This window comes from Streptomyces sp. NRRL F-4489, assembly GCF_001509485.1.
Classification (GTDB): domain Bacteria; phylum Actinomycetota; class Actinomycetes; order Streptomycetales; family Streptomycetaceae; genus Streptomyces.
Map to the genome: position 1 here is coordinate 159,623 of NZ_LLZI01000232.1, position 23,856 is coordinate 183,478.

Below are 23,856 nucleotides of genomic sequence, written 5' to 3' on the forward strand. Positions count from 1 at the left end.
TCCGGCCGGGTCAGGCCAGGTGGCCGCGGACCTCGGCGGCGGCGTCGTGGCCGTACGCCTTGGTGAAGCGGTCCATGAAGTGGCTGCGGTGCAGCTCGTACTCCTGGGTGCCCACCGTCTCGATGACCAGGGTGGCCAGCATGCAGCCGACCTGCGCGGCGCGCTCCAGGCCGACGCCCCAGGCCAGGCCGGACAGGAAGCCGGCGCGGAAGGCGTCGCCGACGCCGGTCGGGTCGGCCTTGGTCTTCTCCTCGGGGACGCCGACGACGATGTCGGGCTGGCCGGTCCGCTCGATGCGGACGCCGTTGGAGCCGAGGGTGGTGACGCGGGTGCCGACCTTGGCGAGGATCTCCTCGGAGGTCCAGCCGGTCTTGGACTCGATCAGGCCCTTCTCGTACTCGTTCGAGAAGAGGTAGGTGGCGCCCTCCATGAGGGTGCGGATGTTCTCGCCGTCCATCCGGGCGATCTGCTGGGAGAAGTCGGCGGCGAACGGGATCCCGCGGGTGCGGCACTCCTCGGTGTGGCGGATCATCGCCTCGGGGTCGTCGGCGCCGATCAGGACGAGGTCCAGGCCGCCGACGCGCTCGGCGACGGTGTGCAGCTCGATCAGCCGGGCCTCGCTCATGGCGCCGGTGTAGAAGGAGCCGATCTGGTTGTGGTCGGCGTCGGTGGTGCAGACGAAGCGGGCGGTGTGCAGGACCTCGGAGATCCGCACCGAGCGGGTGTCCACGCCGTGCCGGTCGAGCCAGGCGCGGTACTCCTCGAAGTCGTTGCCGGCGGCGCCGACCAGGATCGGCCGGATGCCGAGCTGGCCCATGCCGAAGCAGATGTTGGGGGCGACCCCGCCGCGGCGGACGTCGAGCTGGTCGACCAGGAAGGAGAGGGAGACCGTATGCAGCTGGTCGGCGACCAGCTGGTCGGCGAAGCGGCCGGGGAAGGTCATCAGGTGGTCGGTGGCGATGGAGCCGGTGACTGCGATACGCACGGCGGGTCTGCTCCTGCGGAGGGCGTGGGGTGGGCGGACGGAGGGCAACGCTACCGGGCGGGAGCACCGCCATCCGCGCATTCCCGGACACTCGGACAGCGGAGAATTGCCTCTTGAGAGGACATTCTCCTCGCCTTCGGGGATGGCGCGCTTCCCGGCGCGCGGCGGGCTGTGAGAGCCGTCACAGGGCGCGCGGGCGGCGGGACACCGGCGGGACGGCGGGCGCGCGGGGAACCGTACGCGCCCCCGGCCCGTCCCATCGGCGGCCACCCCCGGCGGGTGGCGCGTCAGATGACCGGCGGAGCCAGAAGGAGTCAAGCGGTGAGCACCGAGGACACCCCGGGTGGCGGCGAGACCCCGGAAACCCAGGACACTCCGGACACCCCGGAGACCTCCCGGCCGGAGCGGCGCGAGCGGCGCGGGCGGCGGACCCCGCTGGTGGCCGCGTCGGTGGCCGCCGCGGTGCTGCTGGCCGGCGGCGGCGCGGCGTACTGGGCCGCCTCCGCGTCCGGCGGAAGCGGCGGACCGGCGGGCGCGGCCGGCGACGGGCCGCCGCCGCTGGTGCTGGACTCGGCGTCGATCGCGGTCGGCGAACCGGCGCCGAACGGCGGCCACTACCGCATCGCGGGCGCGCTCCCCGAGGGGCCGCGGTCGGCGCCGGTGTACCGGCCCGCGGGCGAGGTCGGCCGGGCGGCCGTGGAACGGCTGGCGAAGGCGCTGGATGTGGCCGGAACGGCGCGCCCGGACGGCGCCTGGTGGACGGTCGGCGGGCCGGGCCCGGACGGCCGGGGCGCGACGCTGCGGGTCGGGAGGACCGGGGCCGGGAGCTGGACGTTCAGCCGGTACGGCGGCGGGGACGGGGTCAAGTGCCCGCTGGCGGGCGAGCGGCCGGGCTGCCCGTCGTACCGCGGCGGGGCGGACGGGCCGGACGGCGCGGGCGGGGACGGCGGCGGCGGTCCGCTGCCGGAGGCCGCGGCGCGGCGGGCGGCCGCGCCGGTGCTGGCGGCGCTCGGGCAGCCGGGCGCGCGCCTGGACGCGCACCAGGCGTACGGCGCGGTGCGGGTGGTGACCGCCGACCCGGTGATCGGCGGGCTGCCCACGTACGGCTGGCAGAGCCGGCTGCAGATCGGCGCGGACGGCCAAGTGGTCGGCGGCAGCGGGGAGTTGGCGGCGCCGGTGAAGGGCGCGGAGTACCCGGTCCGGGACGCCAGGGCGACGCTGGCGGGACTGAACTCCGGCGGCGGGGCGCGGACACCCGCCGGCTGCCCCACGGTGCCGACGTTCCAGCACAAGGACAGCAAGACCCCGCACCCGGGCGGGATCGCGCCGTGCGAACCGGCCCCGGACGGGCGGCACCCGGCGGACGAGGTGACCGGGGCGGTCTTCGGGCTGGCGGCCCGCTACGCCCAGGGCGGGACGGTGCTGGTGCCGTCGTGGCTGTACACCGTGCGCGCGGCGGGGGCCGGGCAGGCGCCCGGGAGCACGTCGGTGGTGGCCGGGACGGCGGTGGACCCGCGGTATCTGCGCGGTCCCGGGCCGGCCGGGCCGCGGCCGTCGGAGCCGGGGGCGACGGCGATGGCGCTGTCCGGCTACACGGTGTCCGGCGACGGCCGGACGCTGACCGTCCACTTCTGGGGCGGGGTGTGCAGCACCTACGAGGCGAGCGCGCGGGAGTCGGCGGGCGCGGTGCGGGTCACGGTCACCGGGAAGGAGAAGCACCCGGGCCAGATCTGCGTGAAGATCGCCAAGGACTTCACCAAGACGGTGGCGCTGGCCAAGCCGCTGGACGGCCGGAAGGTCGTGGACGCCTCGTCCGGCGCGGCGGTGCCGCTGCGGTAGCGGGCCGCGGCGGCCGGGCCCGGACATACGGCGGAGGCGGCGCCCCCCTCCAGGGGAGCGCCGCCTCCGTACGCCGTGGGGCCGGGGCCCGTCAGCTGAAGGAGTCGCCGCAGGCGCAGGAGCCCGTGGCGTTGGGGTTGTCGATCGTGAAGCCCTGCTTCTCGATGGTGTCGACGAAGTCGATGGAGGCGCCGCCCAGGTAGGGAGCGCTCATCCGGTCGGTGACGACCTTGACCCCGTCGAACTCCTTGACGACATCGCCGTCGAGCGAGCGCTCGTCGAAGAAGAGCTGGTAGCGCAGGCCGGAGCAGCCGCCGGGCTGGACCGCCACCCGCAGCGCGAGGTCGTCCCGGCCCTCCTGCTCCAGCAGGCTCTTGACCTTCGACGCGGCCGCGTCGGACAGGATGATGCCGTCGGTGACGGTGGTCTCGTCCTGAACGCTCATCTACATCTCTCCCGGGTTGTCGGACCGCTTGCCATCGGTTGCGCTTCGCTGCAACCGCCGGCGTCCCGGATTAATTCCGGCTGCGCGTGATCTGTCCTTCTCTTCCCTTCATGCTCGCACACCGGCCGCGGGACACCTCGGGCCGACCGTCCGGGCGGGGGCGTCCGGGGGCCGGGCGGCGGATGCGTCACATCGACACGAGGGCCATCGTCAAACTGACGTGAAGCGGCTATGATAGATAGCGTCAAATAGACGAAAAGGCGGTGCCGCCGCGCATCCCGCCGTCCCGCAGAGACCGTCCGCAAGGACTTTCCGCAGAGAAGAGAGGGTGCGTGTCGTGACCACCGCCCAGCCCCTGGACGTCCAGCCGACCCCGCTGGCGCTGCTGCTCCTCGGCCGCGAGGCCGACCCGAGGAGCGAGCGCGGCGTGGAGTGCCCCGGTGACCTGCCGGCGCCCTCCGACCCGGACCTGGTCGAGCGCGCCCGCGCCGCCAAGGCCAGGCTGGGCGAGAAGGTCTTCGTCCTCGGGCACCACTACCAGCGCGACGAGGTCATCGAGTTCGCCGACGTCACCGGCGACTCCTTCAAGCTCGCGCGGGACGCCGCGGCCCGGCCGGACGCCGAGTACATCGTCTTCTGCGGTGTGCACTTCATGGCCGAGTCGGCCGACATCCTCACCGGCGACGACCAGCAGGTGATCCTGCCGGACCTGGCCGCGGGCTGCTCGATGGCCGACATGGCCACCGCCGAGCAGGTCGCCGAGTGCTGGGACGTGCTCACCGAGGCCGGGGTGGCCGGGCAGGTCGTCCCGGTGTCGTACATGAACTCCTCGGCGGACATCAAGGCGTTCACCGGGAAGCACGGCGGCACGATCTGCACCTCCTCCAACGCCAAGCGGGCCCTGGAGTGGGCGTTCGGGCAGGGCGAGAAGGTGCTGTTCCTGCCCGACCAGCACCTGGGCCGGAACACCGCCGTCCGGGATCTGGGCATGTCGCTGGACGACTGCGTGGTCTACAACCCGCACAAGCCGGGCGGCGGTCTGACCGCCGAGGAGCTGCGGGCGGCGAAGATGATCCTGTGGCGCGGCCACTGCTCGGTGCACGGCCGCTTCTCGCTGGAGTCGGTCAACGACGTCCGGGCCCGGATCCCCGGCGTCAACGTCCTCGTCCACCCCGAGTGCAAGCACGAGGTCGTCGCGGCGGCGGACCACGTCGGGTCGACGGAGTACATCATCAAGGCGCTGGAGGCCGCGCCGGCCGGCTCGAAGTGGGCCATCGGCACCGAGCTGAACCTCGTCCGCCGGCTGGCGAACCGCTTCGCCCCCGAGGGCAAGGAGATCGTCTTCCTCGACAAGACGGTCTGCTTCTGCTCGACCATGAACCGCATCGACCTGCCGCACCTGGTCTGGGCGCTGGAGTCGCTGGCGGACGGCAAGGTCGTCAACCGCATCCAGGTCGACAAGGAGACCGAGCACTTCGCGAAGCTGGCGCTGGAGCGGATGCTGGCGCTGCCGTAGCGGGGGCGGCCGCCGTCTCACGGGCGGGCCGCGGGCGGATCACCGCCTGCGGCCCGCCCGTTCGTTTTTTCCGTCCCGGCGCCCCTGCCGGGCGCCCGTGAGAGCGCCCGTGACCAGGAGAAACAAGACCCGGGCCCCCTTCCGGTTTCCGGCCGCGCCGGGGCACCCTCGTGACCAGGCCACAACCCCCACAGGGCAGGAGGCATCCCCACCGTGAACACGGCACACGACGGCGGCACGGCACAGGACGGCGGTACGGCACAGGGCGGCGGCGCGGCGGAAGACGGCGGCGCGGGCGCCTGGTACGTGGACGACCGGTGCACCAACTGCGATGTCGCGCGGCAGCTCGCGCCGGGGCTGATCGCCGAGATCGGCGGCCGGTCCGAGGTGGTCCGGCAGCCGCGCGGGGCGGCGGAGGAACGGGCGGTGCGGGCGGCCGCGTTCGCCTGCCCGACGCGTTCGGTGCGGCCGGACGGCGGGCGACTGGCGGCCGAGTGGGACCCGTTCCCGCTGGCGCTGGACGGCACGGTCGCGCTGTGCGGCCACAACTCCCGGCAGACCGCGGGCGCCAACGCGTATCTGCTGCGGCGCCCGGAGGGGACCCAGATGATGATCGACACCCCGCGGTACGGCGAGGAGCTGGCCGCCCGCTTCGCGGCGGCCGGGCCGGTCACCGACGTACTCCTCACCCACCGGGACCACGCCGCGCACGGCCGGCAGTACGCCGACCGGTTCGGGGCCCGGCTGTGGATCCACGAGGGCGATCTGGCGGCGGCGCCGGACGCGGACCGGGTGCTGCGCGGCACGGAACCGGTGGAGATCGCCGCGGGGGTGGTGGCGCACCCGCTGCCCGGCCACACCGAGGGCAGTGTGCTCTACGTCGCCGACGACACCTACTGCTTCAGCGGCGACAGCTTCTACTGGTCGCGGGCCGACGGCGATCTGGCGGTGGCGGACAGCGTGGTGTGGTACTCGGTCACCGAGCTGGCGGCGTCGCTGGCCCGGACCGCGGACCGGCTGCGGTTCGCGTGGGTGCTGCCCGGGCACGGCGACCGGATGCACCGCCCGGTGCCCGAAATGGCGCGCCGGATGCGGGAGTTGGCGGCCCGTACGGCGGCGCTCGCGCCGCGGCCGGTGGACTTCACGGCGGTGCGGTGGTGAGGGCCGGCGGCGGCGGGCCGGGGTGAGCCGCCGCCGGCCCCGCGTCCGCCGCCGGCCCCGCGTCAGAGCAGGGCGGCGGCGGGGTCCGCCTCCAGTTCGCCGGCCACCAGGTCCACCACGTCCCGGAGGTCGCCGCGCCGCCGGTACGCGGCGCGCTGCCGCTCCGCTCCCCCGCCGTCCCGCCGCAGCCGGCCCCACACCCGCCGGACGAAGGGCAGTTCGCCGGTCTCCTCCAGCGCCGGGGCGGCGCGGGCCAGGAGCCGGTCGGCGAGGTCGTGGGCGGGGCGGAGCCGGCCGGTGAGCGGGTCGAAGCCGGAGCCGCGCAGTCCGTCGCGGGCGGCGCGCCAGTGCGCGGCCCGCAGCATCGCGTCCCCGATCTCCGGGGCCGGCGCGCCGCGGCGGATGTCGGCCAGCAGCACCCCGGCCAGGGCGCGGGTCAGGCTGGCCAGCAGCAGGACGGTGTCGAGGTCGGCGTTGACGTCGGGGACCCGGATCTCCAGGGTCGGCCAGCGCTCGGAGGGGCGGGCGTACCAGTAGACGAGTTTGCGGTCCATCAGCATCCCGGATTCGACGAGGGTGTCGACCAGGGTGGTGTAGGCCGCCGCGTCGCGGAACGGCGGGGTCGGGCCGACGTGCGGCCATCGTCCGAAATGGAGCGCCCGCCAGGCCGCGAATCCGCTGTCCCGGCCGTCCTGGAACGGGGAGTTGGCGGCGAGCGCCTGGAGGACCGGCAGCCAGGGGCGCAGGTGGTTGCAGAGCTGCACGGCCTCCTCCCGGTCCGGTACGAAGACATGCACATGACATGCACAGACGCCGGTGTTCCGGTCGCCGGAAACCAGCGGGGCGTAGCGGTCGACCATCGCGCGGTAGCGCGGTACGTCGGCGATCTCCGGCGGCCCGGCGAACGGGATCACCGGCGTGCCGGAGGCCACCACCCGGCAGTCGGCCTCGGCGGCGGCCGCGACCAGCCCGGCGCGCAGCGTCCGCAGGTGGCGGCGGAGCTCCTGGAGGGTGCTGACGGGCGGGGTGCGGGTCTCGACGGTGGTGGTGAAGAGTTCGGCCCCGACCTGGTCGCCGAGGTGCGCGCGGGCGCGTTTGATGACGTCCGGCGCGCGGGCGACGGTGGCCCGGGTGGCGCGGTCGGCGAGGAAGAACTCCTCCTCGACACCGAACGTCGGCGGGTCCCCGGAAAGGGGGCGCCCGCGCCCTGCTTCCGTACGGGGGCCGGGGTCTCTTCGGCCTTCCGGTTCCAACGTCACGATGCGGCAACCCTTCCGGCCTGGGAGGACAACTCATCGATGCGGGGAGGCCGATGATAAGGGCGCGGGTGCGGGCGTGGGGGTGCGCGTGCGCCCGGGGGCGGCCGGGGCGGCGGCTTCCGGCCACCCGGACGCGGTGCCTCCGCGGACGCCCGGCCGTACGGGGAGCGCGGCGCCCCCGGAAACGCGCGGGCCCCCGCGGCCGCCGGTCGCGGCCGCGGGGGCTCGTCGGATCGCCCGGGTATCAGGCGGCCGGGGTCAGACGCCGGCCGGCTCCGGGGCGCGGTCGGTGTCCGCGGGGGCCGCCGGACCGCCGCCCTTCCCGGCCCGCTTCGCCGCCTTCTTCGCCGCCCGGCGCTCCTTGCGCAGTTCGATGACCGCGTAGAGCGTCGGGACGAGGAGGAGGGTGAGCAGGGTGGAGGTGATCAGACCGCCGATCACGACCACGGCCAGCGGCTGCGAGATGAAACCGCCGTCGCCGCTGAGCGACAGCGCCATCGGCAGCAGCGCCATGATGGTGGCCAGCGCGGTCATCAGGATCGGGCGGAGCCGGTGCCGGCCGCCCTCGACGACCGCCTCCACGATGCCGTAGCCGCGCGACCGGTACTGGTTGATCAGGTCGATCAGCACGATCGCGTTGGTGACCACGATGCCGATCAGCATCAGCATGCCGATCATGGCCGGGACGCCCATCGGGGTGCCGGTGGCGACCAGCAGGCCGATCGCGCCGGTGGCCGCGAACGGGATCGAGATCAGCAGGATCAGCGGCTGCACGATCGACCGGAAGGTGCCCACCAGCAGCAGGAAGACGATCGCGATGGCCGCCAGCATCGCCAGGCCGAGCGAGGAGAACGCGTCGGACTGGTCCTGGGAGACGCCGCCGATGGTGGCGGTGGCGCCGGCCGGCAGCTTCAGGGCCTTGATCGTGCTCTGCAGGTCGGTGGAGACCGCGCCGGTGTTGTCGCCGGTGGGCTTGGCGGTGATGGTCGCCGAGCGGGCGCCGTCGATCCGGGTCATCTGGACCGGCCCCGGCACCGTCTTGACGGTGGCCAGGTCGCCGAGCCGGGCCATGCCGGACGGGGTCGGCAGCGGCAGGTCCCTCAACTGCGCCTCGGTGGTGGCCGGGTGGCCCGACTTGATCACCACATCGCGCTCGGTGTCGTCCAGGACGGCCTTGCCGCTGGACGTGCCGCTGACGGCCTGGGCGACGGCCGCGCCGAGCGAGGTCTGGGTGTAACCGGCCGCGGCGGCCCTCTCGTTGGGCGTCACGGAGATCCGCGGCACGCTCTGCGCCAGATCGCTCTGCACGTCGGTGACGTGGTCCAGGCCCGCGACGGCCTTGCGGACCTGCTCGGCGGCCCGCTGGAGCACCGTGCCGTCGCCGGCCTTGACGACCACGCTGAGGTTCTGGTTGCCGAAGCCGCCGCCGCCCGCGGTGACGGTGGTCTCGCCGGCCGCCGGACCGAGCTTGGCCAGCCCGTCCCGCAGGCGGGTGGTGGCCTTCTCGGAGTCCGCGGAGCTCTTCAGCTTGACCTGGTAGCTGGCCTGGTTGGCGCCGGAGCCGCCGCCGAACGCCGCCATGATGCCGGACGAGCCGACGGTGACCTGGTAGTCCGCCACGTCCTCGTCGTCCGCGAGCACCCGCTCGACCCGCTTGGCCTGCGCGTCCGCCGCGCTGAGGCTGGTGCCCGGCTTCAGCTCCTGCTTGATGCTGAGGGTGTCCTGCTTGCCCTGGTCGAAGAAGGTGGTCTTCAGCAGCGGGGCCATACCGAAGGTGCCGGCCAGGATCGCCACGGCGATCAGCAGGCTGATCCCGCGGCGGCGGGTGGCGAACCGCAGCACCGGCACGTAGAGCCGCTGGAGCGCGCTGCGGGACTCCTTCTCCTCCGCCTCGCGGCGCAGCGCCTCGGGGTCGGTGCCCTCGGGGATCTCGGGCGCGCGCAGGAACCAGTACGACAGGACCGGCACCACGGTCAGCGAGACCAGCAGCGAGGAGAGCAGCGCCACGGTGACGGTGACGGAGAACGAGCCGAAGAGCGCGCCGACCATCCCGCCGACCACGCCGATCGGGAGGAAGACCGCGACGGTGGTCAGGGTCGAGGAGGTGATCGCGCCGGAGACCTCCTTGACGGCGGTGAGGATGGCCGTGCGGCGCTCCTCGCCGTAGCCCAGGTGCCGTTTGATGTTCTCCAGGACGACGATCGAGTCGTCGACGACCCGGCCGATGGCGATGGTCAGACCGCCCAGGGTGAGCATGTTCAGGGAGAGGTCGCCGGTCCACAGCACGATCAGCGTGATGACGACCGACAGCGGGATGGAGACCGCGGTGACCAGCGTCGAGCGCAGGCTCAGCAGGAAGACCAGGATCACCACGACCGCCATGACCAGGCCGAGCAGGCCCTCGGTGGTCAGCGACTCGATGGACTTGGAGACCTGCGGGCCCTGGTCGGAGGCGATGGTGACGCGCGCGCCCGGGCCGAGGTCCTTGCGGATGGCGTCCAGCTTGCCCTTGACCGCGTCGGAGATGGCGACCGCGCTGCCGTCCTGGTTCATCGTCACGGTGACCGAGAGGCTGGGCCGGCCGTCGGTGCGGGTGATCGAGGTCGGGGTGGCGGAGGTCTCCTTGACGGTGGCGACATCGCCGAGCCGGACGGGCTTGCCGCCCTGGCCGCCGCCCATCGGGCCGGCCGCCGGGGTCACCATCAGGTCCTTGATCTGCTGGACGGAGGTGAAGCCGGCGCCGACCTGCACGGTGCGGCTCTGCCCGCCCTCGGAGAACGCGCCGGCCGGCACCGAGGTGCCGCCGGACTGGAGCGCCTGGCCGAGCGCCGAGGAGCTCAGACCCGCGGCGGCCAGCTTCCTGTCGTCCGGGGTGACCGCGACGATCCGGTCCTGGACGCCGCTGACGCTGACCTGCCCGACGCCGTCGATGTTCTTCAGGTCCGGGACGACGGTGCGGTTGAGCTGGTCGGCGAGGGTCTGCTGGTCCTTGGTGGTGGAGGAGACGGCCAGTACGACGGTCGGCAGATCGTCGGTCCCGCCGGAGACCACCTGCGGGTCCACGTCCTTGGGCAGCTTCGCGCGGGCGCGGTTGACGGCCTGCTGGACGTCGGTGACCAGGCGCTTGGAGTCGTTGCCGTAGTCGAACTGCGCCATCACGACACCGGAGCCCTCGCTGGAGGTCGAGGTGACGCTCTTGATGCCGTTGACCGCCTGGAGGCCGTTCTCCAGCGGCTCGACGACCTGCTTCTCCACGACGTCGGGCGAGGCGCCCTGGTACGGGGCGATCACCGACACCATCGGCAGGTCGATGGAGGGCAGCAGCTGCTGCTTGAGCTGCGGGATCGCGATGGCACCGAAAGCGATCGCGACGATCGACATCAGCGCTATCAGGCCCCGTTGTACGAGGCTGATTCTGGACAGCCAGGACATGGGTAGGGGTCTCTCTCTTCTGTTCGCAAAAGCGGGTTCCGCGGGCGGGCGCACCGGCGGGGGCCGTGCGCGGGCCCGGGGGCGGGGCCGACACCGGCCCACTTACACCCTGCGCCAGGGACCGGCCCGTTTTCGTCGCTCCCAGGTCGGTTTCCGGCCCGCCGCCCGTACCGCGTCCGCAGTACGGCGGACTCCACCCGCGCTGCACCCCTGGGCGTACGGGCGGACGCCCGGCCCGTGCCCCCGGCCCGGCGGCGGCTCAGTGCGCCCGGGGCCGGACCAGTCCCGACTCGTAGGCGATGACGACGAGTTGGGCCCGGTCGCGGGCGCCGAGCTTGGCCATCGCGCGGTTGACGTGGGTCTTGACGGTGAGCGGGCTGACGTCGAGCTGCCCGGCGATCTCGTCGTTGGACAGCCCGCCGGCCACCAGGACCAGCACCTCGCGCTCCCGGCCGGTGAGGGTGGCCAGCCGCGCCGCGCCCGCACCGCCCGGCCCGTCCTCCCCGGGGTCCTCGCCCTGGGCCAGGAAGCGGGCGATCAGGCCCTTGGTCGCGGCGGGCGACAGCAGCGCCTCGCCGCCGGCCGCGATCCGGATCGCGTTCAGCATCTCGTCCGGTTCGGCGCCCTTGCCGAGGAAGCCGCTGGCCCCGGCCCGCAGCGACCGGACCACGTAGTCGTCCACCTCGAACGTGGTCAGGATGACCACCCGCACCCCGTCCAGCTCCGGGTCCCGGCAGATCATGCGGGTGGCGGCCAGGCCGTCCGTGCCGGGCATCCGGATGTCCATCAGGACCACGTCGGGCCGCTCGGCGCGGGCGAGTTCGTACGCCTGCGCGCCGTCGGACGCCTCCCCCACCACGCACATGTCCGGCTCGGAGTCCACCAGGACCCGGAACGCGCTGCGCAGCAGCGCCTGGTCGTCGGCCAGCAGCACCTTGATGGTCATCCCCGTGTCCTCGCGCTCAGGTCGGCTCGGCGGTACGCGCGCCGCCCAGCGGCAGGGTGACCCGCACCTGGAAGCCGCCCGCCGCGCGGGGGCCGGTGTCGACCGTGCCGCGCAGCGCCTGGACGCGTTCGCGCATCCCGATGAGACCATGCCCGCCGCCGCGCTCCGGCACGGCCCCCTCCCCCGGGCCGCGGCCGTCGTCCAGGACGGCGACGGTCAGCGCGGTGCCGGTGTGGCCGATGCGGACGGTGGCGCGGGCGCCGTCGCCGGCGTGCTTGCGGACGTTGGTCAGCGCCTCCTGGACGACGCGGTAGGCGGTCAGGTCCACCGAGGCGGGCAGCGCCGGCGGCGGCCCGGGCGGCAGCTCCACCGCGACCGGCAGACCGGCTCGGACGAACCCCTCGACGAGCTGGTCCAGCACGCCCAGGCCCGGCGTGGGCTCGGTGGGCGCGGTCGGGTCGTCGGACTGGCGCAGCAGCCCGACCGTGGCGCGCAGCTCCTCCAGCGCCGACCGGGACGCCTCCCGGACGTGCGCGAGGGCCTGTTTGGCCTGGTCGGGGCGGTTGTCCATGACGTGCGAGGCGACCCCGGCCTGGACGTTGACCAGGGCGATGTGGTGGGCGACCACGTCGTGCAGTTCGCGGGCGATGCGCAGCCGCTCCTCGGCGACCCGGCGGCGGGCCTCCTCCTCGCGGGTGCGCTCGGCGCGTTCGGCGCGTTCGCGGATGGCGTCGACGTAGGCGCGGCGGCTGCGCACCGCGTCGCCGGCCGCCGCGGCCAGCCCCGTCCAGGCGAGGATCCCGACGTTCTCCTGGGCGTACCAGGGGCGGTCGCCGAAGAGCATCGCGGCGGCGGTCAGCACCACGCAGGTCAGCGCGCCGGTCCGCCAAGTGGTGGGCCGGTCGGTGCGGGACGCGACGGTGTACAGGGCGATCACCGCGGCGCCGGCCACCGGGGCGCGCGGGTCGTCGGAGCGGGCGACCAGTTCCACGATGGTCAGCGAGCCGGTGGCGGCCAGCACCGTGCGGGGCAGCCGGCTGCGCAGCACCAGCGCGCCGGAGGCGAGCGCGGCGAGCACCACGGTGGTGGCGGTGAGGTGGCTGGGGCCGAAGCGGGGCGGCTGGCCGCCGTGGCCGTGCCGCCCGGCCACCGCGCCGCACAGGATCGCCACGAACGCCAGCGCCGCCAGGGCGGCGTCGAACGCGAGGCGGTGCGTCCGGTGCCACTGGCGGAGGCGGGCGACGCGGGAGGCGTCCTGGGCGGAGGCGGTCACGGGGGAACGGTAGCGCCCCGGCCGCCGTGGCGGGCCGGGGCGCTGTCCGGTAGTGCGCTGGGTGTGCGGTATCCGGCCGGATCAGCCGGGGATGAGGCCGTCGTCGCTGAGCATCTCGCGGACCTCGTCGAGGCCGGCGTCCGGACCCGGGAGGATCAGCTCGGAGGGCTCCAGGGAGTCGTCCGGCAGCGGGGTGCCCAGGCTGCGGACGGCGTCCAGCAGGGCCCCCAGGGTGCGCCGGAATCCGGCCTCGTCACCGCTCTCCATCTCGTCGAGCAGTTCGTCGTCCAGCTTGTTGAGCTCGATGAAGTGGGCGTCGTCCAGCTTCACCTGGCCCTCCCCCATGATCCGTACGATCACGACGGTCTCCCTACGTTCCGGTCGGGCGGGATCGCTGCGGGGGCGGCGGCCGCCCGTACGGGGCCGGCCGCCGCCGTCCGTCACTGCTTGTCGAACCGCGGGTGCTGCTGCGGGGCCTGGGGGGCCTGCTGGGCGGCACCGCCCTGGCCGCCCTCGATGGCCTGCTGCTGCGCGGACGGGCCGCCGGCCAGCTCGGCCTTCATCCGCTGGAGCTCCAGCTCCACGTCGCTGCCGCCGGAGAGGCGGTCCAGCTCGGCGGTGATGTCGTCCTTGGCCATACCGGACGGGTCGTCCAGCGCGCCGGAGGCCATCAGCTCGTCGATGGCGCCGGCCCGGGCCTGGAGCTGGGCGGTGCGGTCCTCGGCCCGCTGGATGGCCAGGCCGACGTCGCCCATCTCCTCGGAGATACCGGAGAACGCCTCGCCGATCCGGGTCTGCGCCTGGGCGGCGGTGTAGGTGGCCTTGATCGTCTCCTTCTTCGTCCGGAAGGCGTCGACCTTGGCCTGGAGGCGCTGCGCGGCGAGGGTGAGCTTCTCCTCCTCGCCCTGGAGGGTCTGGTGCTGCGTCTCCAGGTCGGTGACCTGCTGCTGCAGCGCGCTGCGGCGGGTCAGCGCCTCGCGGGCCAGGTCCTCGCGGCCGAGCGCCAGCGCCTTGCGGCCCTGGTCCTCCAGCTTGGCGGACTGGCCCTGGAGCTGGTTGAGCTGCAGCTCCAGGCGCTTGCGGGAGGTCGCCACGTCGGCGACGCCGCGGCGGACCTTCTGGAGCAGTTCGAGCTGCTTCTGGTACGAGTAGTCAAGGGTCTCGCGCGGGTCTTCGGCCCGGTCAAGGGCCTTGTTGGCCTTCGCGCGGAAGATCATCCCCATCCGCTTCATGACACCATCGCTCATGGGCCTCGCGCGCCCCCTTCTGACCGACTTGCATCGGGCTTAGGCTCCAGCACATCTACAGACCCCACAGTACGGGCCCTGGTTCCATTACCGCACCGTTCGGGCCCGGATGCGCTCCTCCTCCAGGACGATCGGGGCCGCCGGCTTCTCCCGCCCAGGGAGTAGACGGGGAGTAGGGAGGTCCCGGGGAGCGGCGCCCCGACCGGTCCGTTCCGCCGCGCCCGGTCCGTTTCCACCGCGTCCGCGCGGCACGGCCGGCGCCGTTGCCGGATCGTTCCCCGCCGTCCCGCCGCTCATGCGCGGCGAGCACGTACTCTTGGGTGTTGTGTTCCGAAGCCGTTCGAAGGAAGAGCAGGCCGCGGCCGCCAAGGTGACCGCGCCCCAGCCCCAGCAGCCCCGCGACCCGCAGGCCCCCAAGGGCCGCCCGACGCCCAAGCGCAGCGCGGCCCAGTCGCAGCGCCGCACCCGCGCGCACACGCCGGCCAACCGCAAGGAGGCCGCCAAGGCGCAGCGGGAGGCCCGCCGCGTCGAGATGGCCCGCCAGCGCGAGGCGCTGGCCAACGGCGACGAGCGCTATCTGCCGGTGCGCGACAAGGGCCCGGTGCGCCGCTTCGCCCGGGACTACGTCGACTCCCGCTGGTGCGTGGCGGAGTTCTTCCTGCCGATGGCCGTGGTGATCCTGGTGCTCACCATGATCCGGGTGCCGCAGATCCAGTCGATCGCGCTGCTGCTGTGGATGATCATCATCGTGCTGATCGTGGTGGACTCGGCGGTGATCTGGTTCCGGCTGGGCAAGCTGCTCCCGCAGCGCTTCCCGAAGGAGAACCACAAGGGCGCCCGCGCCTACGCGGTGATGCGCACGCTCCAGATGCGCCGGCTGCGGCTGCCGAAGCCGCAGGTCAAGCGCGGTCAGCGGCCTTGATCCGACGACGACACTGATACCGCACGGCGCCGTCCGAAGAGGCGCCGGTGCGTGAACGGCTCCGCGGCGGGGTCCGGCCGGTCCGGACCCCGCCGCGCCGCGTCGTACGGCTGCCGGCCTTGAGCCGGTCCGGCTAGCTCTCGTCGGCGTGCAGGCTCATCGGCCCCGCGTAGACCTCCGAGCCGTCCTCGAACAGCCGGACCTGGTCCACACCGCCGTCGAGGAGATCGCGCCACTGCTCCCCGATCCAGGACTCGGCGTCGCCCTGGGTCGTGAACTCCTCCGGCTCGACGGTGGGTACCGCCTCCGAACCGTCCGCCTTCTCGAACCGCCACGTCCACGCCATGTGCGCCTCCTGGAGTCCCACCGGATCCGCCGGGTCCGCCGATCTTGCCCCGCGGGCCGGGCACCCCGGCGCGCGCCGGGCTCCCGGATCGGGCTTCCCCGCTTGATCGGAAGCCTAACGGCCCTGTCGAGGGGTGCCCCCGCGCGCCCGCGCGAGGGGGGCCGGGGAAAATGGCGCGGGTGGATCTGACTCTCCTCGGCACCGGGGCCCCGCGGGGGCTGCCGCGCCCCGAGTGCCCGTGTGCCGCCTGCGCGACCGCCGTCGGCGGCGAGGCGCGGGCCGCCACCGCCCTGCTCGTGGACGGCGCGCTGCTGCTCGATCTGACGCCCGGCCCGGCGTTCGCGGCCGCCCGGGCCGGCCGGTCGCTGGCCGGGGTCCGCCAGGTGCTGCTCTCCCATCCGCACGACGGGCCGGCGCTGGAGGTCCCGGCCGGGCTGCCGCAGCCGGCCCGGGTCGCGGACGGCCGCGAGCTGGCGCTGCTGGACGGGCACCGGGTGCGGGCGGTCGCGGTGGACGTCCCCGGCACCGGCTACGAGGTCACCGGCGGCGACGGCGAACGGCTGCTGTACCTGCCGCCGGGCGCCGCCCCGGCCGGCCTCGACGAGACGGGCGACGGCGCCCCGGGCGGGCACCCGGGCCCGTACGACATGGTGCTGCTGGACGTGCTGGCGCGGCCGGAGGCGCTGGCCCGGCTGCGGGCGAGCGGCGCGGTGGACGCGGCGACCGATGTGGTGGCCGTGCACCTGGACCACACCGTGCCGCCCGGCCCGGAACTCCACCGCCGGCTGGCGGCGCTGGGCGCTCGCGCGGTGCCGGACGGCACGTCGCTGGTGGTCGGCGAGTACCACGCGGTGCCGGACCTGCCGCGCCGGACGCTCGTCCTGGGCGGGGCGCGCAGCGGGAAGTCGGTGGAGGCCGAGCGGCGCCTGATGGCGTTCCCCGAGGTGGTGTACGTGGCCACCGGCGGCATCCGGGAGGGCGACGAGGACTGGGCGCACCGGGTGGCGCTGCACCGCGAGCGGCGCCCGCCGGGCTGGCGGACCGCCGAGACCTGCGATCTGCTGCCGCTGCTGGCCCAGCCGGCGACCGCGCCGCCGCTGCTGATCGACTGCCTGTCGCTGTGGCTGACGCACGCCATGGACGAGGCCGGGGCGTGGGACGACGCGGTCTGGGAGGCGGGCGGCCGGCGGGCGCTGCGGGAGCGGTGCGAGGCGCTGGTGGCGGCGGTACGGGAGACCCGGCGGCGGGTGGTGGCGGTGAGCAACGAGGTCGGGTCGGGCGTCGTCCCGGCGACCCCGGCGGGCCGCCGCTTCCGGGACGAACTGGGGCGGCTGAACGCGGCGTTCGGCGCGGAGTGCGAGCAGCTGCTGCTGGTGGTCGCGGGCCAGGCGCTTGCGCTGCGCGGCTGACGGCGGCCCGGCGCGGACCGTGTCCGCTTGCCACCGGGCGCGACGGGCGGTCCGCTGGAGGCGTGACCACACCTTCCCGGCATTCCGGGCATCTCCCGCATGTCCCGCGCGGTGCGCGGCGCCCCCGTCCCGTCCCGGAGCACCCCGGCGAGCTGAGTGACACCGCCGAGGCGGCCGTCCGCGGCTATCTGGCCCGCCGCCCCGAGGCCGTCGTGGTGGTGCTCGGCGAGGGCCTGGGGACCGGCTTCCGGCGGCTGGACAACGGGCGGCTGAGCTGGCTGTCGGTGCTGCCGCCGGCGGACGCCGCGGCCCGCCGGATGCTGCTGCCGGACACCCCCCGCCGGCACACCGCGGCCCGCCCCGGCACCGGCGCGGACTGGCCGGACGCGGTCGGCGCGGCGGGCGCGGCGGAGCGCGGGGTGGTGGTCGCGGTGCCCGGGGCGCCCGGCGGGCTGCCGGTCCGCGCGGTACGGGAGCTGGTGGCGGTCTGCGCGGCGCGCTTCCCCGGCGGGGCGCTGGTGCTGGACGCGCTGCCCCGGTGGACCGCGGCGGCGCTCCGGGCGGCCCGGCTGCACCCGGGCGTCGCGGCGGTCGGGGTCCGGCCCCTGGGGGCGCGGACGGCGGTGTGCGCGCTGCGCTTCGCGGCGCCCCCGCCCGTCCCCCGTTGCCGGTAATCTGCGCCCAATGAGCGCCCTGAACCTCGATGACTTCGCCCAGCTGATCGAGCGCCCCGACAGCGAGCTGCGCCGCGCCGCCGAGGAGCGGCGGGCCAGTACGGACGTCCCGCCCGGGGCCCTGGGGCGGCTGGACGAGCTGGGCGGCTGGCTGGCCGCCGTCCAGCAGCGGGTCCCGGTGCGGCCCGTCGAGCGGCCCAAGGCCCTGCTGTTCGCCGGCGACCACGGCGTGGCGGAGCTGGGCGTCTCGGCCCGGCCCGCCGGCGGCACCGCCGACCTCGTCCGCGCCGTCCTGGACGGGTCGAGCCCGGCCGCGGTGCTGGCCCGGCACACCGGCGTCCCCGTACGCGTGGTGGACATGGCGGTGGACTGCGACCCGGCCGGATTCCCGGCGGAGATCACCCGGCACCGGGTCCGCCGCGGCTCGGGCCGGATCGACGTCGAGGACGCGCTGACGCCGGACGAGGCCGAGGCGGCGTTCCGGGCCGGGATGGCGATCGCCGACGAGGAGGCGGACGCCGGCACCGACCTGGTCGTACTGGGCGACCTCAGCGTGGGCGGCACCACCGCCGCCGGCACGCTGATCGCCGCGCTGTGCGGTACGGACGCCTCGGTGGTCACCGGGCGCGGCGGCCGGCCGATCGACGACCTGGCCTGGATGCGCAAATGCGCGGCGATCCGGGACGCGCTGCGCCGGGCCCGGCCGGTCCTCGGCGACCAGCTGGAACTGCTGGCCACGGTCGGCGGCGCGGACCTGACCGCGGCCACCGGCTTCCTGCTGCAGAGCGCGGTGCGCCGCACCCCGGTGATCCTGGACGGCGTGGTCTCCGCGGCCTGCGCGCTGGTGGCCCAGCGGGTGGCGTTCCGGGCGCCGGACTGGTGGGTGGCCGGGCAGGCCAGCGGCGAGCCGGCGCAGGGCAAGGCGCTGGACCGGATCGCGCTCACCCCGCTGCTCGACCACGGCGTCACGGCCGGCGAGGGCACCGGCGCGCTGCTGGCGCTGCCGCTGGTGCGGGCCGCCGCGGCGCTGGCCGCCGAGCTGCCGGCGGGCGACTGACCCGGTGCCCGGCCCGGCGGCCGCGCTCCGCCCGCCCCGGCCCGGCCCGTGGGCGGCCGAGGCCCCCGCGCGGCCCCGATCCGCTCCCCGTAAGATCGCGGTTTGGACGTTTTTATCGGGAGACTTCGCTCGAGTCCGGAGGAAGTCCGCCACGCCGTCCCATCGGCGGACGAGGCGGAGATCACTCCGCGCCCGCTCAACTCCGCGCGCTCCCGGTCCGTCTACGAACGGGGGTCGCGGCCGGGTACGTATCCGGCGCCGCGGCCGGGCCGCTCCCGGCGAGGTCCGCCGGCGCGGCCGGACCGCGAGCGGTGGGAGAACATGAGATGAGCGACGCCCGGGCCGGGCGGCGGGCGGCGGCCGCCGTGCGGCGCGCCGCGCGTGCCGAGTGGGGGCCGCTGCTGCGGACCGTGCGGTCGGCGCTGGCCGCCCGGCGGCTGCGGGCCGTCCCGCTGACCCTGGCCGCGGTGTGCCTGACGCTGTTCTTCCACTTCGTCCAGAACCAGTCCTGGGGCTACCACCTGGTGGGCTCCATCGGCTGGGTGCAGGCGGCCGAGCCGGTGTGGGTGACGCTGCTGCGCACCCCGCTCTCGCTGTTCGTCCCCGCGCTGGACCTGCCGGTGTGGGGCGCGCTGGCGCAGATCCTCGTGGTCTTCGGGATCGCCGAGATCTGCCTGGGGCGGCGCCGGACGATGCTGGTCGCCTACGCGGCCACGCTCGCCGGGACGCTCTACGCGCGCTTCTCGCTGTGGCTGGGCTCCGGCCCGCCGTTCGGCCTGCCGGACGCCGACCGGTACGTGATCGACTCCGGCCCGTCGGCGGCCGTGGTGGGCCTGGCGGTGGCCGTGTGCTGGCGCTACCGGGCCCGTTTCACCTGCGTCGGGGTGGCCGTCGCCATGCTGGTCGAGGTGGCGTTCATCAAGAACAACCTGGCGGGCAAGGAGCATGTCGCGGCGGTCGCGGTGGTGCTGGCCCTCTGCGTGGCCGGCGACCTGTGGCGGCCGCGCAAACCGCGCGATCCGCAGCGGGTGCGCGGCCGCGACCGCGAGTGAGCCGGGGACGGACCGGGCGCGGTGCGGCCGTCCGGTCCCCGGGTACCCTGCCGCGATGACCGACACCGCTCCCCCGCCGCCCTCCCCCGCCGACGCCCTCCGGTTCGCCTTCGGGACGCTGACCGTGCTGCCGGTGCGGGTGGCCCGCTGGGACCGCGCGGCGGCCCGCGGCGGGATGGTGTGCGCGCCGCTGACCGGGCTGGTGGTCGGCGGCTGCGCGGCGGCGCTGGGCGGCGCGGTGACGCTGCTGGGCGGCGGGCCGCTGCTGGCCGCCGTGGGCAGCGCCGTCGTTCCCGCGGTGCTCACCCGGGGCCTGCATCTGGACGGGCTGGCGGACACCGCGGACGGGCTGGGCAGCGGCAAACCGGCCGCCGAGGCGCTGCGGATCATGAAGCGCTCCGATATCGGCCCGTTCGGCGTGATCACCCTGCTGTTCGCGCTGCTCGCGCAGGTGGCCGCGCTGGCCGGGCTGTACGCGGCGGGCTGGGCCGCCGGCGCGGCCGGGGCGCTGGTGGCGGCGGTCACCGCGCGCGGCGCGCTGACCCTGGCGTCCCGGGCCGGGGTGCCGGCGGCCCGCCCGGAAGGGCTGGGCGCGGTGGTCGCCGGGACGGTCCCGGGACCGGCCGCGGCCGGGTGCGCGGCGCTGGTGGCGCTCGGCTGCGCGGCGCTCGGCGCCGGGGCGGGGGGCCCGTACGGCGCGCTGCGCGCGGGGCTGGCCGCGGTGCTCGGGCTGGCGGCCGGGGAGGCGCTGCTGCGGCACTGCCGGCGGCGGTTCGGCGGGGTCACCGGCGATGTCTTCGGCGCGCTCGCGGAGACCGCCGGACTCACCGCGCTGATCCTGCTCGCCCTCGGCTGAATTCCCCGTCGTACACCAACTCCCTTACGCGGGCGGCGAGTTGGGGCATCCTTCCCGTTCCGTACGGCATCCCCCTCGATCCCGGTGCGGCAACCACCCGGCCCCGGCGGCGCGGCCGAGCGTAGGCTCGCCGCAGCAGCGCATGAGCGCGAAAAACGGATTCCCCGGACGGAACAGGACCTTCATCACCGTGACTGCACTGACCCTCAGTACTTCTTCCGCCGCAACGGTGCGCGCGGATGCCGTCGTCGTCGGCGTGGCCAAGGGCGCCAAGGGCGTTGTGGTGGCCCCCGGCGCCGAGGCCGTGGAGGAGGCGTTCGGCGGCAAGCTCGCCGCCGTGCTGGAGACCCTCGGCGCGAGTGGTGCCGAGGGCGAGGTGACCAAGCTGCCCGCGGCCGGCGGCCTCAAGGCCCCGGTCGTACTGGCGGCCGGCCTGGGCGACGCCCCGGCCGAGGAGGACGGCTACGACCACGAGGCGCTGCGCCGCGCGGCGGGCAGCGCGGCCCGGGCGCTGGCCGGCACCAAGAAGGCCGCCTTCGCCCTGCCCGTGGACGACGCCGCCGCGGTCGCCGCGGTGAGCGAGGGCGCCCTGCTCGGCACGTACGCCTTCACCGCCTTCCGCAGCAATGGCGCGGCCGGCAAGGGCGCCAAGGGCAAGAAGAACGACAGCAAGTCCGCGCCGCTGGCCGAGGCGGTCGTCCTCGGCGGCAAGCCGCGGGACAAGGAGTTCAAGGCCGCCGCCGAGCGCGCCCAGGTGCTGGCCGCGGAGATCAACCGCGCCCGCGACCTGATCAACACCCCCTCCAACGCCCTGGACCCCAAGCAGTTCGCGGCCGAAGCCCAGGCCGCCGCCAAGGAGTTCGGCCTCACCGTCGAGGTGCTGGACGAGAAGGCGCTCAAGAAGGGCGGCTACGGCGGCCTGATGGGCGTCGGCCAGGGCTCCGAGGCCCCGCCGCGCCTGGTGCGGATCGCGCACACCCACCCCGAGGCGGAGAAGACCCTGGCCCTGGTCGGCAAGGGCATCACCTACGACTCGGGCGGCATCTCGCTCAAGCCGGCCGGCCACAACGAGACCATGAAGTGCGATATGAGCGGCGCCGCGGCGGTCTTCGCCGCGGTGGTGGCCGCCGCCCGGCTGGACGTCCCGGTGAACGTCACCGGCTGGCTGGCGCTCGCCGAGAACATGCCGTCCGGCTCCGCCACCCGCCCCGGCGACGTGCTGACCATGTACAGCGGCAAGACCGTCGAGGTGCTCAACACCGACGCCGAGGGCCGGCTGGTGCTGGCCGACGCGCTGGCCCGGGCCTGCGAGGAGGCGCCGGACGCGATCGTGGACGTGGCGACCCTGACCGGCGCGATGGTGCTGGCGCTGGGCAACCGCACGTTCGGGATCATGGCCAACGACGACGCGTTCCGCGCCGAGATCCACGAGATCGCCGAGGAGGTCGGCGAGCAGTCCTGGCCGATGCCGCTCCCCGCCGAGCTGCGCAAGGGCATGGACTCCCCGGTCGCCGACCTCGCCAACATGGGTGACCGGATGGGCGGCGGCCTGGTCGCCGGGCTCTTCCTGAAGGAGTTCGTCGCCGACGGCATCCCGTGGGCCCACCTGGACATCGCCGGCCCGGCCTTCCACGAGGGCGCGCCCTGGGGCTACACCCCCAAGGGCGGCACCGGCTCCGCGGTCCGCACCCTGCTGCGGCTGGCCGAGCGCACCGCCGCCGGCGACCTGGGCTGACCCGGGTCCGCGGTACGGCCGCCGGCGGCCCCGGGCCCACCGCGCCCGGGGCCGCCGGTCCGCCGGGGCCGCGGCGTGTTCGCCCTCGACGAAATCCGCACGTGAGTACGTGCCGGTAACCCCGATCGGCGGCCGATCGGCCGCCCGGAGCCCGGCCCCGCGTCCCGCCTTCACCGAACAAGTGCGAAGATGGGTTCTCGGCAGGACAGGGCCCCCCTTACCCAGGGCCGAAGTTAAAGCGGCCGAACAACAGCCGCGGTCCGGTCACCGACGACCGGCTCCGGCGCACCCATGCATGGAGGACGTGACGTGGCGAACGACGCCAGCACCGTTTTCGACCTAGTGATCCTCGGCGGCGGTAGCGGCGGTTACGCCGCCGCCCTGCGCGGGGCGCAGCTGGGTCTCGACGTCGCCCTGATCGAGAAGGGCAAGGTCGGCGGCACCTGCCTGCACAACGGCTGCATCCCCACGAAGGCTCTGCTGCACGCCGGCGAGATCGCCGACCAGGCCCGCGAGAGCGCGCAGTTCGGTGTGAAGGCGACCTTCGAGGGCATCGACATCGAGGCGGTCCACAAGTACAAGGACGAGGTCATCTCGGGCCTGTACAAGGGCCTCCAGGGCCTGATCGCCTCCCGCAAGGTCACCTACATCGAGGGCGAGGGCCGGCTGTCCTCCCCGACCTCCGTCGCGGTCAACGGCCAGCAGGTCCAGGGCCGCCACATCCTGCTCGCGACCGGTTCCGTGCCGAAGTCGCTGCCGGGCCTGGAGATCGACGGCAACCGCATCATCTCCTCCGACCACGCCCTGAAGCTGGACCGCGTCCCGAAGTCCGCGATCATCCTCGGCGGCGGCGTGATCGGCGTCGAGTTCGCCTCGGCGTGGAAGTCCTTCGGCACCGACGTCACGATCATCGAGGGCCTCAAGCACCTCGTCCCGGTCGAGGACGAGAACAGCTCCAAGCTGCTGGAGCGGGCCTTCCGCAAGCGGGGCATCAAGTTCAACCTCGGCACCTTCTTCGACAAGGCCGAGTACACCGCCGACGGCGTCAAGGTCACCCTCGCCGACGGCAAGACCTTCGAGGCGGAGGTGCTGCTGGTCGCCATCGGCCGCGGCCCGGTCTCCGCCGGCCTGGGCTACGAGGAGCAGGGCGTCGCCATGGACCGCGGCTACGTCCTGGTCGACGAGTACATGCAGACCAACGTGCCGACCATCTCGGCCGTCGGCGACCTCGTCCCCACGCTCCAGCTCGCGCACGTCGGCTTCGCCGAGGGCATGCTGGTGGCGGAGCGGCTGGCCGGCCAGAAGGTCGTCCCGATCGACTACGACGGCGTCCCGCGCGTCACGTACTGCCACCCCGAGGTCGCGTCGGTGGGTATCACCGAGGCCAAGGCCAAGGAGCTGTACGGCGCGGACAAGGTCGTGGCGCTGAAGTACAACCTCGCGGGCAACGGCAAGAGCAAGATCCTCAAGACCACGGGCGAGATCAAGCTCGTCCAGGTCAAGGACGGTGCCGTGGTCGGCGTCCACATGGTCGGTGACCGTATGGGCGAGCAGGTCGGCGAGGCCCAGCTGGTCTACAACTGGGAGGCCCTGCCGGCCGAGGTTGCGCAGCTCATCCACGCGCACCCCACGCAGAACGAGGCGCTCGGCGAGGCCCACCTGGCCCTGGCCGGCAAGCCCCTCCACTCCCACGACTGACCCC

The 23,856-nt window shown here is 74.7% G+C and carries 20 protein-coding genes; 11 read left to right on the plus strand and 9 right to left on the minus strand.

What is annotated here, in order from left to right:
* Window positions 1-10 precede the first annotated feature (10 nt).
* A complete protein-coding gene (locus tag ADL22_RS20720; protein WP_066981650.1) occupies window positions 11-985 on the minus strand; it encodes a carbohydrate kinase family protein in 975 nt (324 codons plus the stop codon).
* Window positions 986-1,306: 321 nt separating this feature from the next.
* Between ADL22_RS20720 and ADL22_RS20725 the strand changes: the two genes are divergently transcribed.
* Window positions 1,307-2,824, plus strand: a complete 1,518-nt coding sequence (locus tag ADL22_RS20725; RefSeq protein ID WP_234430782.1) for a hypothetical protein — start codon at window positions 1,307-1,309, stop codon at window positions 2,822-2,824.
* Between the two features lie 91 nt (window positions 2,825-2,915).
* On the opposite strand, the gene erpA is transcribed toward ADL22_RS20725, so the two are convergent.
* The gene (erpA, locus tag ADL22_RS20730) at window positions 2,916-3,269 is read right to left on the minus strand and encodes an iron-sulfur cluster insertion protein ErpA (protein WP_018539634.1); all 354 of its coding nucleotides are present in this window, start codon (window positions 3,267-3,269) and stop codon (window positions 2,916-2,918) included.
* A gap of 337 nt (window positions 3,270-3,606) precedes the next feature.
* On the opposite strand from erpA, the gene nadA reads away from it, so the two are divergent.
* Both nadA and ADL22_RS20740 read left to right on the plus strand, forming a co-directional pair.
* The gene (gene nadA / locus ADL22_RS20735; RefSeq protein WP_066981652.1) at window positions 3,607-4,785 is read left to right on the plus strand and encodes a quinolinate synthase NadA; all 1,179 of its coding nucleotides are present in this window, start codon (window positions 3,607-3,609) and stop codon (window positions 4,783-4,785) included.
* 306 nt (window positions 4,786-5,091) lie between these two features.
* Window positions 5,092-5,946 carry a 4Fe-4S domain-containing protein gene (locus tag ADL22_RS20740; RefSeq protein WP_066981745.1) on the plus strand — a complete coding sequence of 285 codons (855 nt, stop codon included), beginning with the start codon at window positions 5,092-5,094 and terminating at the stop codon, window positions 5,944-5,946.
* A gap of 62 nt (window positions 5,947-6,008) precedes the next feature.
* Here ADL22_RS20740 and ADL22_RS20745 read toward each other — a convergent pair whose 3' ends face one another.
* The 6 genes from ADL22_RS20745 to ADL22_RS20770 form a co-directional block, all read right to left on the minus strand.
* Window positions 6,009-7,205 (minus strand): carboxylate-amine ligase, encoded by a 1,197-nt coding sequence (locus tag ADL22_RS20745; RefSeq protein ID WP_234430783.1) that lies wholly within the window; start codon window positions 7,203-7,205, stop codon window positions 6,009-6,011.
* Window positions 7,206-7,463: 258 nt separating this feature from the next.
* Window positions 7,464-10,637, minus strand: a complete 3,174-nt coding sequence (locus ADL22_RS20750) for an efflux RND transporter permease subunit (RefSeq protein WP_066981655.1) — start codon at window positions 10,635-10,637, stop codon at window positions 7,464-7,466.
* Between the two features lie 259 nt (window positions 10,638-10,896).
* Window positions 10,897-11,583, minus strand: a complete 687-nt coding sequence (locus tag ADL22_RS20755; RefSeq protein ID WP_066981658.1) for a response regulator — start codon at window positions 11,581-11,583, stop codon at window positions 10,897-10,899.
* 16 nt (window positions 11,584-11,599) lie between these two features.
* Window positions 11,600-12,856 (minus strand): sensor histidine kinase, encoded by a 1,257-nt coding sequence (locus ADL22_RS20760; protein ID WP_066981662.1) that lies wholly within the window; start codon window positions 12,854-12,856, stop codon window positions 11,600-11,602.
* Window positions 12,857-12,937: 81 nt separating this feature from the next.
* Complete coding sequence (pspAA, locus tag ADL22_RS20765) at window positions 12,938-13,216, minus strand: PspA-associated protein PspAA (RefSeq protein ID WP_066981663.1); 279 nt, start codon at window positions 13,214-13,216, stop codon at window positions 12,938-12,940.
* An 80-nt stretch (window positions 13,217-13,296) separates the two neighbouring features.
* Window positions 13,297-14,103: a PspA/IM30 family protein gene (locus ADL22_RS20770; RefSeq protein WP_079064295.1), complete on the minus strand. Its 807-nt coding sequence runs from the start codon at window positions 14,101-14,103 to the stop codon at window positions 13,297-13,299.
* Between the two features lie 325 nt (window positions 14,104-14,428).
* Between ADL22_RS20770 and ADL22_RS20775 the strand changes: the two genes are divergently transcribed.
* A complete protein-coding gene (locus tag ADL22_RS20775) occupies window positions 14,429-15,025 on the plus strand; it encodes a DUF3043 domain-containing protein (RefSeq protein WP_066981752.1) in 597 nt (198 codons plus the stop codon).
* Between the two features lie 133 nt (window positions 15,026-15,158).
* Here ADL22_RS20775 and ADL22_RS20780 read toward each other — a convergent pair whose 3' ends face one another.
* Complete coding sequence (locus tag ADL22_RS20780; RefSeq protein WP_066981668.1) at window positions 15,159-15,371, minus strand: hypothetical protein; 213 nt, start codon at window positions 15,369-15,371, stop codon at window positions 15,159-15,161.
* Between the two features lie 179 nt (window positions 15,372-15,550).
* On the opposite strand from ADL22_RS20780, the gene ADL22_RS20785 reads away from it, so the two are divergent.
* The 7 genes from ADL22_RS20785 to lpdA all read left to right on the plus strand — a co-directional run bounded on the left by ADL22_RS20785 (window position 15,551) and on the right by lpdA (window position 23,852).
* Window positions 15,551-16,780 carry a bifunctional adenosylcobinamide kinase/adenosylcobinamide-phosphate guanylyltransferase gene (locus ADL22_RS20785; protein WP_066981755.1) on the plus strand — a complete coding sequence of 410 codons (1,230 nt, stop codon included), beginning with the start codon at window positions 15,551-15,553 and terminating at the stop codon, window positions 16,778-16,780.
* A gap of 62 nt (window positions 16,781-16,842) precedes the next feature.
* Window positions 16,843-17,454, plus strand: coding sequence for a hypothetical protein (locus ADL22_RS20790; RefSeq protein ID WP_066981671.1), 612 nt, complete (start codon window positions 16,843-16,845; stop codon window positions 17,452-17,454).
* Between the two features lie 10 nt (window positions 17,455-17,464).
* Complete coding sequence (cobT, locus tag ADL22_RS20795; RefSeq protein ID WP_066981674.1) at window positions 17,465-18,511, plus strand: nicotinate-nucleotide--dimethylbenzimidazole phosphoribosyltransferase; 1,047 nt, start codon at window positions 17,465-17,467, stop codon at window positions 18,509-18,511.
* 326 nt (window positions 18,512-18,837) lie between these two features.
* The gene (locus ADL22_RS35440) at window positions 18,838-19,563 is read left to right on the plus strand and encodes a hypothetical protein (protein WP_066981677.1); all 726 of its coding nucleotides are present in this window, start codon (window positions 18,838-18,840) and stop codon (window positions 19,561-19,563) included.
* 55 nt (window positions 19,564-19,618) lie between these two features.
* Window positions 19,619-20,419 (plus strand): adenosylcobinamide-GDP ribazoletransferase, encoded by an 801-nt coding sequence (locus ADL22_RS20805; protein WP_066981680.1) that lies wholly within the window; start codon window positions 19,619-19,621, stop codon window positions 20,417-20,419.
* A gap of 190 nt (window positions 20,420-20,609) precedes the next feature.
* On the plus strand, window positions 20,610-22,154 hold the full coding sequence (locus ADL22_RS20810) for a leucyl aminopeptidase (protein WP_066981682.1): 1,545 nt from the start codon (window positions 20,610-20,612) through the stop codon (window positions 22,152-22,154).
* A gap of 309 nt (window positions 22,155-22,463) precedes the next feature.
* A complete protein-coding gene (gene lpdA / locus ADL22_RS20815) occupies window positions 22,464-23,852 on the plus strand; it encodes a dihydrolipoyl dehydrogenase (RefSeq protein ID WP_066981685.1) in 1,389 nt (462 codons plus the stop codon).
* Window positions 23,853-23,856: the final 4 nt, after the last annotated feature.

Excerpts from the sequence above, each read along its gene's own strand:
- cobT (WP_066981674.1), top strand. The coding sequence starts at position 17,465 with ATGAGCGCCCTGAACCTCGATGACTTCGCCCAGCTGATCGAGCGCCCC.
- ADL22_RS20805 (WP_066981680.1), top strand. The coding sequence starts at position 19,619 with ATGACCGACACCGCTCCCCCGCCGCCCTCCCCCGCCGACGCCCTCCGG.
- ADL22_RS35440 (WP_066981677.1), top strand. The coding sequence starts at position 18,838 with ATGAGCGACGCCCGGGCCGGGCGGCGGGCGGCGGCCGCCGTGCGGCGC.
- ADL22_RS20750 (WP_066981655.1), bottom strand. The coding sequence starts at position 10,637 with ATGTCCTGGCTGTCCAGAATCAGCCTCGTACAACGGGGCCTGATAGCG.
- ADL22_RS20770 (WP_079064295.1), bottom strand. The coding sequence starts at position 14,103 with ATGAGCGATGGTGTCATGAAGCGGATGGGGATGATCTTCCGCGCGAAG.
- ADL22_RS20780 (WP_066981668.1), bottom strand. The coding sequence starts at position 15,371 with ATGGCGTGGACGTGGCGGTTCGAGAAGGCGGACGGTTCGGAGGCGGTA.
- erpA (WP_018539634.1), bottom strand. The coding sequence starts at position 3,269 with ATGAGCGTTCAGGACGAGACCACCGTCACCGACGGCATCATCCTGTCC.
- ADL22_RS20755 (WP_066981658.1), bottom strand. The coding sequence starts at position 11,583 with ATGACCATCAAGGTGCTGCTGGCCGACGACCAGGCGCTGCTGCGCAGC.